12 protein-coding genes are annotated in these 12,871 nt (G+C 71.9%); 8 read left to right on the top strand and 4 right to left on the bottom strand.

What is annotated here, in order from left to right; translation table 11 throughout:
- Positions 1-45 precede the first annotated feature (45 nt).
- The 6 genes from ACZ6TU_RS02300 (at position 46) to ACZ6TU_RS02275 (ending at position 8,345) form a co-directional block, all read left to right on the top strand.
- Positions 46-966, top strand: a complete 921-nt coding sequence (locus tag ACZ6TU_RS02300) for a LysR family transcriptional regulator (RefSeq protein WP_467671852.1) — start codon at positions 46-48, stop codon at positions 964-966.
- A 226-nt stretch (positions 967-1,192) separates the two neighbouring features.
- Complete coding sequence (locus tag ACZ6TU_RS02295; RefSeq protein WP_467671850.1) at positions 1,193-2,713, top strand: aldehyde dehydrogenase family protein; 1,521 nt, start codon at positions 1,193-1,195, stop codon at positions 2,711-2,713.
- A 92-nt stretch (positions 2,714-2,805) separates the two neighbouring features.
- Positions 2,806-4,335, top strand: a complete 1,530-nt coding sequence (locus ACZ6TU_RS02290; protein ID WP_469546052.1) for a GMC family oxidoreductase — start codon at positions 2,806-2,808, stop codon at positions 4,333-4,335.
- 32 nt (positions 4,336-4,367) lie between these two features.
- Positions 4,368-5,438, top strand: coding sequence for a quaternary amine ABC transporter ATP-binding protein (locus ACZ6TU_RS02285; RefSeq protein ID WP_467671846.1), 1,071 nt, complete (start codon positions 4,368-4,370; stop codon positions 5,436-5,438).
- Complete coding sequence (locus tag ACZ6TU_RS02280; RefSeq protein WP_467671844.1) at positions 5,438-7,387, top strand: ABC transporter permease; 1,950 nt, start codon at positions 5,438-5,440, stop codon at positions 7,385-7,387. Before ACZ6TU_RS02285 ends, ACZ6TU_RS02280 begins: the two co-directional genes overlap by 1 nt.
- A gap of 1 nt (position 7,388) precedes the next feature.
- Positions 7,389-8,345 (top strand): ABC transporter substrate-binding protein, encoded by a 957-nt coding sequence (locus ACZ6TU_RS02275; protein ID WP_467671842.1) that lies wholly within the window; start codon positions 7,389-7,391, stop codon positions 8,343-8,345.
- A 6-nt stretch (positions 8,346-8,351) separates the two neighbouring features.
- On the opposite strand, the gene ACZ6TU_RS02270 is transcribed toward ACZ6TU_RS02275, so the two are convergent.
- The 3 genes from ACZ6TU_RS02270 to ACZ6TU_RS02260 are packed head-to-tail and all read right to left on the bottom strand — an operon-like array spanning position 8,352 to position 10,029.
- On the bottom strand, positions 8,352-9,071 hold the full coding sequence (locus tag ACZ6TU_RS02270; RefSeq protein WP_467671840.1) for an isocitrate lyase/PEP mutase family protein: 720 nt from the start codon (positions 9,069-9,071) through the stop codon (positions 8,352-8,354).
- Positions 9,068-9,514 (bottom strand): carboxymuconolactone decarboxylase family protein, encoded by a 447-nt coding sequence (locus ACZ6TU_RS02265; protein ID WP_469546045.1) that lies wholly within the window; start codon positions 9,512-9,514, stop codon positions 9,068-9,070. Before ACZ6TU_RS02265 ends, ACZ6TU_RS02270 begins: the two co-directional genes overlap by 4 nt.
- Positions 9,511-10,029, bottom strand: a complete 519-nt coding sequence (locus ACZ6TU_RS02260) for a carboxymuconolactone decarboxylase family protein (RefSeq protein ID WP_469546042.1) — start codon at positions 10,027-10,029, stop codon at positions 9,511-9,513. The genes ACZ6TU_RS02265 and ACZ6TU_RS02260 overlap by 4 nt, the downstream gene beginning before the upstream one ends.
- A gap of 47 nt (positions 10,030-10,076) precedes the next feature.
- On the opposite strand from ACZ6TU_RS02260, the gene pdxR reads away from it, so the two are divergent.
- Positions 10,077-11,465 carry a MocR-like pyridoxine biosynthesis transcription factor PdxR gene (pdxR, locus tag ACZ6TU_RS02255; protein WP_467671834.1) on the top strand — a complete coding sequence of 463 codons (1,389 nt, stop codon included), beginning with the start codon at positions 10,077-10,079 and terminating at the stop codon, positions 11,463-11,465.
- A gap of 48 nt (positions 11,466-11,513) precedes the next feature.
- Entirely contained in the window at positions 11,514-11,981 is a 468-nt protein-coding gene (locus ACZ6TU_RS02250) for a carboxymuconolactone decarboxylase family protein (RefSeq protein ID WP_469546037.1), read from the top strand.
- A gap of 80 nt (positions 11,982-12,061) precedes the next feature.
- Here the strand turns inward: ACZ6TU_RS02250 and ACZ6TU_RS02245 are convergent, their stop codons facing one another.
- The gene (locus ACZ6TU_RS02245; RefSeq protein ID WP_469546035.1) at positions 12,062-12,862 is read right to left on the bottom strand and encodes an aminotransferase class IV; all 801 of its coding nucleotides are present in this window, start codon (positions 12,860-12,862) and stop codon (positions 12,062-12,064) included.
- Between the last annotated feature and the right edge of the window lie 9 nt (positions 12,863-12,871).

Genomic DNA, 12,871 nt, shown 5'->3' with positions numbered 1-12,871 from the left:
GCTCGGGCCGTACCTGTACTCCAGTGCAACCTCTGCAAGGGATCGATGCGTGTGACGCAATCAAGCGGCCTGGACCTGAATCTGCTGGTCGCCCTGGACGTGCTGCTGGAGGAGCAGAGCGTCGGCGGTGCGGCACGGCGGCTGCATCTGTCCGAGCCCGCGATGAGCCGCACCCTGGGGCGGATCCGCAAGGCTCTCGGTGACCCGGTGCTGGTGCGGGCCGGGCGGCGGATGGTGCCGACGCCGCGTGCGCTGGCCGTCCGGGCCGAGGTGAGCGCCGTGGTGGAGCGGGCCCGGGCGCTGTTCGCGCCCGCCGACACCGACCTGAGGACGGTGACCCGTACGTTCACCCTCCTCTGCCATGACGCCGTCGCCGCCGCCTGCGGCCCGGACCTCTTCGCCCGGGCGGCCCGCGACGCCCCCGGGATCCGCCTCCGCTTCCTCACCGAGAGTCATGTGGACGGGCCCTTCCTGCGCGAGGGCACCGCCGATCTGGAGGTCGGGGTGATCGACACCGTGGCGCCGGAGGTGCGGGTGGAGTCGCTGTACGAGGACCGGATGGTGGGGGTCGTACGGGCCGGGCATCCGCTGCTGGAGGGCGAGTTGACGCCCGAGCGGTTCGCCCTGGAGGCCGATCACCTGACCGTCTCCCGGCGGGGGAAGCTGCACGGGCCGGTGGACGAGGCGCTCGCCGGGCTCGGCCTGGCCCGCCGGGTGGTGGGGTCGGTGGGCACCTTCCCCGCCTCCCTCTTCGTCGTCCGGGCCACCGACCTGGCGGGTCTGATCAGCTCCTGGAGCGTGCCGCTGGCGCGGGCCCTGGGCCTGACCACCTTCGACGTCCCCCTCCGGCTGCCGCCGGTCCAGGTCGGACTGGCGTGGCACCCGCGCCACGACGCCGACCCCGCGCACGGCTGGCTCCGGGAGGCGGTGCGGGAGATTCTCGCCGAGTGGCCGGACAGCCCATAGGGGGCGTCCGCAAAGTCCCGCCTGCCCTGCGACGCCCCCCCAAGTCGCGCTGCAAGGCCCGTTCCGCGCCCGCTTTGCCCCTGCTTGACCGCATCTCCAGTGACACAGCGCACTTTCGGCCATGGATGACGCATGCATCGAGGGGAGAGGGGCAGGCGCACTCGGTCTCTTAGTGACACGTGTGTGACACAGGGGCGCTGATCAGGAACGGAAGGCGAAAGCGATCATGGCGGAAAGCAACGAACTCCAGGCGCGCAGCACCATCCACGCGGGAGGGGAATGGCGTGCGGCCGTCTCCGGCGCCACGCGCGAAATTCTCGACCCCGCGGACGCCCTGCCGTTCGCCGTGGTCGCGGAGGGTGACGAGAAGGACACCGATCTGGCGATCGCCGCCGCCCGGCGCGCCTTCGACGAGGGCGAGTGGCCACGGACGTCCGCCGCCGAGCGGGCCGCGCTGCTGCGGCGCGTCGCCGACCTGCTCGTGCGCGACCGCGAGCGGCTCGGGCTGCTGGAGGCCCGCGACGCGGGCAAGACCGTCGAGGAGGGGCGCGTCGACATCGACTGCGTCGCCGACGCCTTCCGGTACTTCGCCGACCTGGTCGCCGGCGAGTCGCCCGGCCGGGTCGTGGACGCGGGCTCGTCCGACATCCACAGTGTCGTCGTGCACGAGCCCATCGGCGTCTGCTCGATGATCACGCCCTGGAACTACCCGCTCCTCCAGGCCAGCTGGAAGATCGCCCCGGCCCTGGCCGCCGGCAACACCTTCGTCATCAAGCCCAGCGAGATCACCCCGATGACGACGATCGCGCTCATCGAACTGCTCGTCGAGGCCGGTCTCCCCGCCGGTGTGGCCAACATCGTCACCGGTCCCGGCCACTCGGTCGGCGCCCGCCTCTCCGAGCACCCCGACGTCGACCTGGTCTCCTTCACCGGCGGCCTGATCAGTGGCACCAAGGTGGCCCAGGCCGCCGCGGCCGGCGTCAAGAAGGTCGCCCTCGAACTCGGCGGCAAGAACCCCAACGTCGTCTTCGCCGACGCCTGCGCCACCGACGAAGGCTTCGACACCGCCGTCGACCAGGCCCTCAACGCCGCCTTCATCCACAGCGGCCAGGTCTGCTCGGCCGGCGCCCGCCTCATCATCGAGGAGTCCGTCCGGGACCGCTTCGTCGCCGAACTCGCCCGGCGCGCCGAGAAGATCCGGCTCGGCCGCGGCACCGAGGACGGCGTCGAGTGCGGCCCGCTGGTCTCCGAGCAGCAGCGCGCCAAGGTCGAGATGTACGTCGAGTCCGCCCTCAAGGAGGGCGCCGTGCTGCGCTCCGGCGGCAAGCGCCCCGAGCCCTCCCCGCAGCGCCCGGAGAACGGCTACTTCTACGAGCCGACCCTGCTCGACCACTGCCACCGCGAGATGCGCGTCGTGCGGGAGGAGGTCTTCGGGCCGGTTCTCACCGTCGAGACCTTCCGCACCGAGGACGAGGCCGTCGCCCTCGCCAACGACACCGAGTACGGCCTCGCGGGCGGCGTCTGGACCACCGACGCGGGCCGTGCTCGACGCGTGGCCGGCCGGCTGCGGCACGGCACCATCTGGATCAACGACTTCCACCCCTACCTGCCGCAGGCGGAATGGGGCGGTTTCGGCAAGAGCGGAGTGGGCCGCGAACTCGGTCCGGCCGGCCTCGCCGAGTACCGCGAGTCCAAGCACGTCTACCAGAACCTGGCGCCGAAGCCGGTGCGCTGGTTCGCGGGCTGACCCCCCACTGGCCCCCACTGCCCCGCCCTCAGAGCCCGTCGAGCCCGATCTCTTCGTCCCCTCTGGTTCATCCCCTCTGGAGCAAGTACGCCATGTCCCACAACCATGAGTACGACTATGTCGTGATAGGCGGCGGAACCGCCGGTTCCGTCATCGCCTCCCGCCTGACCGAGAACCCCGACGTCTCCGTCGCCGTCATCGAGGGCGGCCCCAGCGACGTCGGCCGCGACGACGTGCTGACCCTGCGCCGCTGGATGGGCCTGCTGGGCGGCGAGCTCGACTACGACTACCCCACCACCGAGCAGCCACGCGGAAACTCGCATATCCGGCACAGCCGGGCCCGGGTCCTGGGCGGCTGTTCCTCGCACAACACGCTGATCGCGTTCAAGCCGCTGCCCGCCGACTGGGACGAGTGGGAGGCCGCCGGCGCCAAGGGCTGGGGTGCGGTGCAGATGGAGGCGTACTTCGCGCGTCTGCTCAACAACATCGTCCCGGTCGACGAGCAGGATCGGAACGCCATCGCCCGCGACTTCGTCGACGCGGCCCAGGCGGCGCTGGACGTGCCGCGCGTGGAGGGCTTCAACCAGAAGCCGTTCACCGAGGGCGTCGGCTTCTTCGACCTCGCCTACCACCCCGAGAACAACAAGCGGTCCTCGGCGTCGGTGGCGTATCTGCACCCGGTCATGGACGAGCGCCCCAACCTGACGATCCTGCTGGAGACCTGGGCGTACAAGCTGGAGCTGGACGGCAACCGCGCCGAGGGCGTGCACGTGCGCACCAAGGACGGCGAGGAGATCCTCGTCAAGGCGCGCAACGAGGTCCTGCTGTGCGCCGGCGCCGTCGACTCGCCCCGGCTGCTGATGCACTCCGGCATCGGCCCGAAGACGGACCTGGAGAAGCTCGGCATCCCCGTCACGCACGACCTGCCGGGCGTCGGCGAGAACCTGCTCGACCACCCCGAGTCGGTCATCGTGTGGGAGACCAACGGCCCCATCCCGGAGAACTCCGCGATGGACTCGGACGCGGGCCTGTTCGTGCGCCGCGATGCCGAACTGCCGCACCCCGACCTGATGTTCCACTTCTACCAGATCCCGTTCACGGACAACCCGGAGCGACTGGGCTACCAGCGGCCGGAGTTCGGCGTCTCGATGACCCCGAACATCCCCAAGCCGAAGAGCCGCGGCCGGCTCTACCTGACCAGCGCCGACCCCGAGGTCAAGCCCGCCCTGGACTTCCGCTACTTCACCGACGAGGACGACTACGACGGCCGCACCCTCGTCGACGGCATCAAGATCGCCCGCGAGATCGCCAAGACCGAACCGCTGGCCGGCTGGCTCAAGCGCGAGGTGGCCCCCGGCCCGGACGTCACCGGCGACGAGGAGCTCGGCGAGTACGCCCGCAAGGTCGCCCACACCGTCTACCACCCCGCCGGCACCTGCAAGATGGGCGACGCCGACGACCAGCTGGCCGTCGTCGACCCCGAGCTGCGCATCCGCGGCCTGGAGGGCATCCGCATCGCCGATGCCTCCGTGTTCCCCACCATGACCACCGTGAACCCGATGATCGGCGTGCTCATGGTCGGGGAGCGTGCCGCCGAGCTGATCGGTGGTGGTGCCAAGTGACCGCGACCCTCGAACCCCCCACGGAGCAGACCATGGACACCACCCCCGTCTTTTCGGTGGAGGGCCTGTGGAAGGTGTTCGGCCCCAAGGCCGACCGCGTTCCCGCCGACCCCGAGCTCACCGCCCTCGACCCGGCCGAGCTGCGCGCCCGCACCGGCTGCACGGCCGCCGTCCGGGACGTCAGCTTCGACGTGCGCAAGGGCGAGGTCTTCGTCGTCATGGGCCTGTCCGGCTCCGGCAAGTCCACGCTGGTGCGCTGTCTGACCCGGCTGATCGAGCCGACGGCCGGCACCATCGCCATCGACGGCGAGGACGTCCGCGCCATGGACCGCTCCCGGCTGCGCGAACTGCGCCGCCACCGGGCCGCCATGGTCTTCCAGCACTTCGGCCTGCTGCCGCACCGCACAGTCCTCGACAACGTCGCCTACGGCCTGGAGATCCAGGGCATGGGCAAGGCCGAGCGGCGCGAGCGGGCCGCCGAGGTCGTCGCCAAGGTCGGCCTGGAAGGTATGGAGCACCGCCGCCCCGGCCAGCTCTCCGGCGGCCAGCGGCAGCGCGTCGGCCTCGCCCGCGCGCTCGCCGTCGACCCGGAAGTCCTGCTGTTCGACGAGCCGTTCAGCGCGCTCGACCCGCTCATCCGGCGTGAGATGCAGGAGGAGGTGATCCGGCTGCACCACGAGGAGGGCCGCACGATGGTCTTCATCACCCACGACCTCCAGGAGGCCCTCAAGCTGGGCGACCGCATCGCCCTGATGCGCGACGGCCAGGTCGTCCAGCTCGGCACGCCCGAGGAGATCGTGGGCTCGCCCGCCGACGACTACGTCCGCGAGTTCGTCCGGGACGTCCCGCGCGAGCAGGTCATGACCGTCCGTACGGCCATGCGCCGCCCGTCGGCGGACCAGGACGACAGCGGACCGGCGGTCCGGCCCGAGGCGACGGTCTCCGAGGCGATCGAGGCGGTGGCCCGCGCCGGCGCACCGGCCCGTGTCATGGAGGAGGGCCGCTGCGTGGGCATGGTCGACTCCGACACACTGCTCGGCGTCGTCGCCGGCACGGAGCAGCAGGCCCCGCCGGGGACCGAGCAGCCCAAGGAGGCGGTGTGATGGCGACCATCACCGCGTCCCCGACCCGTATCGGTTTGCCCGGCCTCCTCAGGCACCCGGCTGTTCGCAAGCTTCTCTTCCTGGCCCTCGCGGCAGCGATCCTCGTGCCGCTGGCCGCCTCCCGCTGGGCGAGCGGCGCCTGGCCCGGCGCGCTGACCGTCGACGTCTCCGAGCCGCTCGCCAAGGCCAGCGACTGGATCATCGACAACCGCGACAGCCACCCGCTGTTCCTGTACTTCTTCGGCCACGTCAGCAACGTCGTCGTGATCGCCGTACGGGCCGTCTACCTCACCCTCCTGGCCATCGGCTGGGCGGGCGTCACGGCCCTGGGCGCGCTGGTCGCCTGGCGTGTGGCGGGCGTCCGGCTGGCGCTCGGCACGGCCGTCGCGTTCCTCGCCTGCGGCCTGCTCGGCATGTGGGTGCCGACCATGCAGACGCTCGCCCTGATGGTCGTCGCGGTCGTCGCGTCGGTCGTCGTCGGCATGCTGCTCGGGCTCGCCGCCGGTCTTTCCGACCGGATGGACCGCGTTCTGCGCCCGGTCCTGGACACCATGCAGGTGCTGCCCGCCTTCGCCTACCTGCTGCCGGTCGTGCTGGTCTTCGGCATCGGCGTCCCGGCGGCAGTCCTGGCCACCGTCATCTACGCCGCTCCGCCCATGGCCCGCCTGACCTCGCTCGGTCTGCGCGGCGCCGACAAGGAGGTGCTGGAGGCCGTCGAGTCGCTCGGCTCCACCGCACGGCAGCGGCTGCTGACCGCCCGGCTCCCGCTGGCCCGCAAGGAACTCCTGCTCGGCGTCAACCAGACGATCATGATGGCGCTGTCCATGGCCGTCATCGCGGCCGTCATCGGCGCGGGCGGTCTCGGTGACCGCGTCTACCAGGCGCTGGCCTCGGTCGACGTGGGCGCCGCGCTCGCCGCCGGTATCCCGATCGTGCTGCTGGCCGTCGTCCTGGACCGCGTCACCGGCGCGGCGGGGGAGCGGCTCGGCGCCGACCCGGAGCCCCGCAGCGGACTCGGCTGGCTCCTCGCCCTCATCGGCGTGGTCGCCGTGGCGGTCGCCGGGCGTTTCACGGGCCGGCTCGACTGGCCCGAAGCCTGGATCGTCGGCATCGCCGAGCCCGTCAACCGTGTCGTCGACTGGATGACCGCGCACCTGTACTCCGGCGTCCCCGTCATCGGCGGCACCGCCGACTGGGCCGGCCACTTCACCACCTGGGTCCTCGACCCGGTGCGCGCCGGCCTCCAGTGGCTGCCCTGGTGGTCGGTCCTGCTGATCGTCGCCGCCCTGGCCTGGGTGATCGGCACCTGGCGCACCGCGCTCACCGCCGTCCTCGCCATGTCCGCGATCGGCGTCCTCGGCGTCTGGAAGCCGTCGCTGGACACGCTGTCGCAGGTCCTCGCGGCCGTCGCCGTCACCCTCGTCGTCGGCTTCGCCACCGGCATCGCGGCGGCCCGCAGCGACCGCCTGGAGCGGCTGCTGCGCCCGGTCCTGGACGTCTTCCAGACGATGCCGCAGTTCGTGTACCTGATCCCGGTCGTCGCCCTGTTCGGCGTCGGCCGCGCCCCGGCCGTCGCGGCCGCGATCGTCTACGCGCTTCCGGCCGTCGTCCGCATCACCACCCAGGGCCTGCGCCAGGTCGACCCGGCCGCGCTGGAGGCCTCCGGCTCGCTCGGCGCGACCAGCTGGCAGCAGCTGCGGCAGATCCAGCTCCCGCTGGCCCGCCCGGCCCTGCTGCTCGCCGTCAACCAGGGCCTCGTCCTGGTCCTCGCCGTCGTCGTCATCGGCGGCCTGGTCGGCGGTGGCGCGCTCGGCTACGACGTCGTCTTCGGCCTCGCCCAGGGCGATCTGGCGACCGGTCTGGTGGCCGGCGCGGCGATCGTCTGCCTCGGCCTGATGCTCGACCGGGTGACCCAGCCCACCGAACGCCGCGCGAAGAAGGGAGCGTGACATGCGAGTCCGCAATACGGCCCTGGTCGCCGCTCTGAGCTCCCTGGCGCTGCTCACCGGCTGCGGCGCCGCCGACATGACCAAGCAGGCCTCGCCCTTCGCCAACGCGCAGGGCGCCAAGACCGTGACCCTCTCCGTGCAGTCCTGGGTGGGCGCCCAGGCCAACGTGGCCGTCGCCCAGTACATCCTGGAGCACGAGCTGGGCTACCGCGTCGACACCGTCCAGGTCGACGAGGTGCCCGCCTGGGACGCCCTCAGCCAGGGCCGCGTCGACGCGCTCCTGGAGGACTGGGGCCACCCCGAGCAGGAGCAGCGGTACGTCAAGGACAAGAAGACGATCAGCCCGGGCGGCGAACTCGGCGTCACCGGCCACATCGGCTGGTTCGTCCCGACGTACCTCGCCAAGCAGCACCCGGACATCACGAACTGGAAGAACCTCAACAAGTACTCCCACCTGTTCCGCACCCCGGAGAGCGGCGACAAGGGCCAGCTGATGGACGGTTCGCCGTCCTACGTCACCAACGACAAGGCGCTGGTGAAGAACCTGAAGCTGGACTACCAGGTGGTGTTCGCCGGGTCCGAGGCGGCGCAGATCACCCAGATGAGGCAGTTCGCCAAGGAGAAGAAGCCCTTCCTCACCTACTGGTACACGCCGCAGTGGCTCTTCAAGAAGGTCCCCATGACCGAGGTGAAGCTGCCGCCGTACAAGGAGGGCTGCGACGCCGACCCGGAGAAGGTCGCCTGCGCCTACCCGCACACGCCGTTGCAGAAGTACCTGAACTCGGGCTTCGCGAAGAACGGCGGCAAGGCGGCGGCCTTCCTGAAGAAGTTCAAGTGGACGACCGAGGACCAGAACGAGGTCTCCCTGATGATCGCCGACAAGAAGATGACACCGGAGGAGGCGGCGAAGAAGTGGGCGGACAGCCACAAGTCCACGTGGAAGAAGTGGCTGTCCTGAGCGTCCCTACGGTCGCAGGCCTTCGGCGATCTCCCGCAGGGCCCGGGCGGCCCGCCGCTGGAGTCCCGGCCCGAAGGTGATCCGGGTGGCCCCTCGTGCGCCGAGTTCGGCGGGCGAGGGGCCTTCGCCGACCGGGACGCCCACGTTGATCGGCCCCTGGATCCCGGCCCGCAGCAGCGGCAGCACGTCCGGCGGGGCGCCGATCGGGTACACGCAGTCGGCGCCCGCCGCGACGTACAGCGCGGCCCGTTCGACGGCCCGTTCGGGATCGGCGACCCCGCAGGCGAAGGTGTCCACACGGGCGTTGACGAAGAGCCGGCCACCGGCCGCCTCCCGCACCTCGGCCAGCCAGTCGGCGTGCGCACGCGGGTCCTTGAGCACCCCGCCCTCGGAGTCCTCCAGGTTGCAGCCCACCGCCCCCACTTCCAGCAGCCGCTCCACGAGTTCCTTCGGCGCGAGCCCGTACCCGCCCTCCACGTCCGCCGACACCGGCACGTCGACGGCCCGGACGATCCGGGCGACCGCCGCGAACATCTCGTCGGCGGGGACCTGCCCGTCCTCGTAGCCGAGGGAGGCGGCGACCCCGGCACTGGGCGTGGCGAGCGCCGGGAAACCGGCCTCGGCGAACACCCGGGCGCTGGCCGCGTCCCAGGGCCCGGGCAGCACGAGGGGATCGCCGGGCGCCCGGTGGTGGTGGAGGGCGCGGAACGTGTCTGCCTTACTCATGGCGTGTAACCCCCTGGCGGAATCCGGCGACCGACCATCACCCGGTTCCAGTTGTTGATGGCGACGACCAGGCCGATCAGATGGGCCAACCGGGCCTCGTCGAAGTGCTTCGCGGCCCGCTCGTACACCTCGTCCGGCACAAAGCCGTCCGTCAGGACCGTCACGGCCTCCGTCAGCGCGAGTGCGGCCCGCTCCCGCTCGTCGAAGACATCCCCGGCCTCTTCCCAGGCCGCCAGCAGATCGAGCTGCTTCTCGCTCACGCCGTGCTCGCGGGCGATCGCGAGATGCATGTCCAGGCAGAACGCGCAGTGGTTGAGCTGCGAGGCGCGGATCACGACGAGTTCGGCCAGGGCCGGGTCACCGAGGCCCTTCTTCGCTGTGGCACTCAAAGCCGACATGGCCCGGGCGACCGCCGGGTCGAGCGCCCGTGTCCGAGCCGTCACTTGTACTGGCCCGGCTGGTAGTGCCCCGGCGCCATCCGGCAGGTCACCCCGAACCGGTTCCAGGCGTTGATCGTCGTGATCGCGGCGATGAGCTGCGCCAGCTCGGCCTCCTCGAAGTGCTTGGCCGCGTTCTCGTACACCTCGTCCGGCACGAAACCGTCCGTCAGGACCGTCACGGCCTCCGTCAGCTCCAGGGCCGCGAGCTCCTTCGCGGTGTAGAAGTGCCGCGACTCGTCCCAGGCGCTGAGCTGCACGATCCGCTCGACGCTCTCGCCCGACGCGAGGGCGTCCTTGGTGTGCATGTCGACGCAGAAGGCGCAGTGGTTGATCTGGGAGGCGCGGATCTTCACCAGCTCGTAGAGCTTGTGGTCGAGGCCCTGCCGGGCGGCGATCTCCAGCCGGACCATCGCCTTGTAGACCTCGGGCGCGTGCTTGGCCCAGTCCAGGCGGGCGGGCTGCTCGGGGGCGTATTCCTCGGTCGTAGTGATCGTCGTGTCAGGGGTATGCGTCGTCATGCCCTCGACCCTAGGAAGGAAGCAGCCCAGGAGTATGGTCCATTTCCATGGCGGAACAGTGGGCCACTTTGGGTATCGACCTGCACCTGGAGCCGACCGGCCCAGGTCTGCGCCGGGGGCTGACCGACGCCCTGCGCGAGGCGGTGCGCTCCGGCCGGCTGGCCCCCGGCACCCGGCTGCCCTCCTCCCGCGCGCTCGCCGCCGACCTGGGCATCGCCCGCAACACGGTTGCCGACGCCTACGCCGATCTGGTCGCCGAGGGCTGGCTCGCCGCCCGGCAGGGTTCGGGGACCCGGGTCGCCGATCGGACGGTGGTCCCGCCGGCGGGTACGGCACCCCACGCCCGCGACCGCGGCCGCCCCGCCTACGACCTCCGCCCCGGCAGCCCCGACCTGGCCTCCTTCCCGCGTGCGGAGTGGCTCAAGGCCGCCCGCCGCGCCCTGACCGCAGCGCCCCACCACGCCCTCGACTACGGCGACCCCCGCGGCCGCCCCGAGCTGCGCGCCGCGCTCGCCGGCTACCTCTCACGGGCCCGGGGCGTACGCGCCGAGCCCGAACGGATCGTGGTGTGCGCCGGATTCGCGCACGGGCTGAAGCTGCTCGGCACGGCCCTGCGGGCGCGCGGGGCACGGACGGTCGCCGTCGAGTCGTACGGCCTCGATGTGCACTGGAGGCTCCTGGCCGCGTCCGGTCTGCACACGGTCCCGTTGCCTTTCGACCGGCTGGGCACCGACCCGGGCGCGTTGTCCGCCGCCGACGCGGTCCTCCTCACGCCCGCCCACCAGTTCCCCATGGGCGTCCCCCTGCACCGCGACCGCCGCACGGCCGTCGTGGACTGGGCGCGCCGCACCGGCGGGCTGGTGCTGGAGGACGACTACGACGGCGAGTTCCGCTACGACCGTCAGCCCGTGGGCGCGCTCCAGGGCCTGGACCCCGACCGGGTGGTCTACCTGGGCACCGCGAGCAAGTCCCTGGCACCCGGGCTGCGGCTGGCCTGGATGGTGCTGCCGCCGGGCCTCACGGAGGAGACCGTGGCGGCCAAGGGCGGGGTCGACACCTGCGGGGTGCTGGACCAGCTGACCCTGGCGGAGTTCCTCACGTCCGGGGCCTACGACCGCCATGTCCGCGCGACCCGCCTGCGCTACCGGCGCCGCCGGGACGCCCTGGTCGCAGCCGTCGCGGACCGGACGTCCGAAGCCCGGGTCACCGGCATCGCGGCCGGCCTGCACGTCCTGCTGCGGCTGCCGTCCGGCACCGAGCAGTCGGTGCTCCAGGCGGCCCACTGGCAGGGCCTGGCGGTCCACGGACTCACCCGCTACCGGCACGCCGCCTCGGTCGCCGAGCCGGCCGACGCCCTGGTCGTCGGCTACGGGACACCGCCGGACCACGCGTGGTCGGGGGCGCTGGACGCGCTGTGCGCGGTTCTGCCCGGATAATCGCTCGAATTCCTCACCGGAATGCCGTTCAGCGGATATGGTCACCCCATGAGCGAAAGCACTTCCCTGCCCCGTGTGGCCCTGAAGAAAATAACCCCCGACGTATCCGCTGCAATGGCCTCCCTGCACACCGCCGCCGTTTCCGCGGCCCAGGACGCCAAACTCGAACCGGAACTGCTGGAACTGGTCAGGATCCGCGCCTCGCAGATCAACGGCTGCGCGTTCTGCATCGACATGCACACCAGGGACGCTCGCGGCCAGGGCGAGACCGAGCAGCGCATCTACGCCCTGAACGCCTGGCGGGAGACGCCGTTCTTCACCGAACGCGAGCGCGCGGCACTGGCGTTGACGGAGGCGGTGACGCTCGTCCACGACGGTCGCGTCCCGGACGCGGTGTATGCCGAGGCGGCCGGGGTGTTCGACGAGAACCAGATCGCGGCGCTCATCTGGTCGGCCACCGTCATCAACGCGTACAACCGGATCGCGATAGCGACGCGTATGGTGCCGAAGAGCTGAAGAATAATTGAGGCAGCCAGCGGAAAACGCGCCGGGTCGAATTCGACCCGGCGTCACTGTTTCCTCGCTGTTTCCTCGATTCAGCCGTCCGGTAGCGGCTCCATGAGGCCGTCCAGCCAATTCCGCCATTCCCCGGCCCGCCCCGCCGGAGGCACCCGCATCGGCCGCCCGATCCAGCTCGTCACGGGCCGGATCCCGTGCAGCGCGTTCACCAGCCACACCTCACGGCCGTCCAGCTCGGCCACGGACCGCTCCCGGTGTGCGATCCGGATCCCGGACCGCAGCGCCCGCTCCTGGACCAGCCCGGCCGTCACACCCGGCAGGACGGGCAGCCGGGGCGGAGGCAGGCACAGGGCGTCGTCCTCCCACCACAGCACGCCGGCGGTGGCGGACTCCAGCACCGTGCCCGAGGGCGCGATCAGCACCGCCTCCTCCGCGCCCTCGCCGGCGGCCCGGCGGCGCACCCGGGCCAGGGTGTCCAGGTCCGGGCCCTTGCGGCGGGGCACGGTACGCGGATCGGACTGGCCCGCCGCCCACAGGCGCACCCCCGTGCCGAGCGGCGGAGCGGGCCGCAACAGCAGCCGCAACTCCAGGGAACCCGCCGCGAGTTCCACCCGCGGAAACCACGCACCCGTGCGCGGCAGCAAGGCGGTCACGTCCTGCCAGAACGCGACGAGCCGGCGTGGCTCCGGTCCACCGCAGTCACCGCAGGCCCGCGCGAACCGCTCCCGGTGCCGGGCATAGGCCCGCACCCGGCCGCCGCGCACCAGCCACGAGTCCGCGACGAGCAGCCGACCCCCGGCCGTCCGGTCCGGGGCCGGGGCCAGGCCACGGCCGGGCGTCCACGTCCACAGGCCTTCCGCCACCGCCGGTCTTGTCACCAACAGCCT

The organism is Streptomyces sp. NPDC052064 (assembly GCF_055585925.1).
Note: the sequence above shows the minus strand (reverse complement) of the source record. Positions and strands in the feature narration are given on the sequence as shown.

Excerpts from the sequence above, each read along its gene's own strand:
- ACZ6TU_RS02270 (WP_467671840.1), bottom strand. The coding sequence starts at position 9,071 with ATGAGTAAGGCAGACACGTTCCGCGCCCTCCACCACCACCGGGCGCCC.
- ACZ6TU_RS02290 (WP_469546052.1), top strand. The coding sequence starts at position 2,806 with ATGTCCCACAACCATGAGTACGACTATGTCGTGATAGGCGGCGGAACC.
- ACZ6TU_RS02260 (WP_469546042.1), bottom strand. The coding sequence starts at position 10,029 with ATGACGACGCATACCCCTGACACGACGATCACTACGACCGAGGAATAC.
- ACZ6TU_RS02250 (WP_469546037.1), top strand. The coding sequence starts at position 11,514 with ATGAGCGAAAGCACTTCCCTGCCCCGTGTGGCCCTGAAGAAAATAACC.
- ACZ6TU_RS02285 (WP_467671846.1), top strand. The coding sequence starts at position 4,368 with ATGGACACCACCCCCGTCTTTTCGGTGGAGGGCCTGTGGAAGGTGTTC.
- pdxR (WP_467671834.1), top strand. The coding sequence starts at position 10,077 with ATGGCGGAACAGTGGGCCACTTTGGGTATCGACCTGCACCTGGAGCCG.
- ACZ6TU_RS02300 (WP_467671852.1), top strand. The coding sequence starts at position 46 with ATGCGTGTGACGCAATCAAGCGGCCTGGACCTGAATCTGCTGGTCGCC.
- ACZ6TU_RS02295 (WP_467671850.1), top strand. The coding sequence starts at position 1,193 with ATGGCGGAAAGCAACGAACTCCAGGCGCGCAGCACCATCCACGCGGGA.
- ACZ6TU_RS02280 (WP_467671844.1), top strand. The coding sequence starts at position 5,438 with ATGGCGACCATCACCGCGTCCCCGACCCGTATCGGTTTGCCCGGCCTC.
- ACZ6TU_RS02275 (WP_467671842.1), top strand. The coding sequence starts at position 7,389 with ATGCGAGTCCGCAATACGGCCCTGGTCGCCGCTCTGAGCTCCCTGGCG.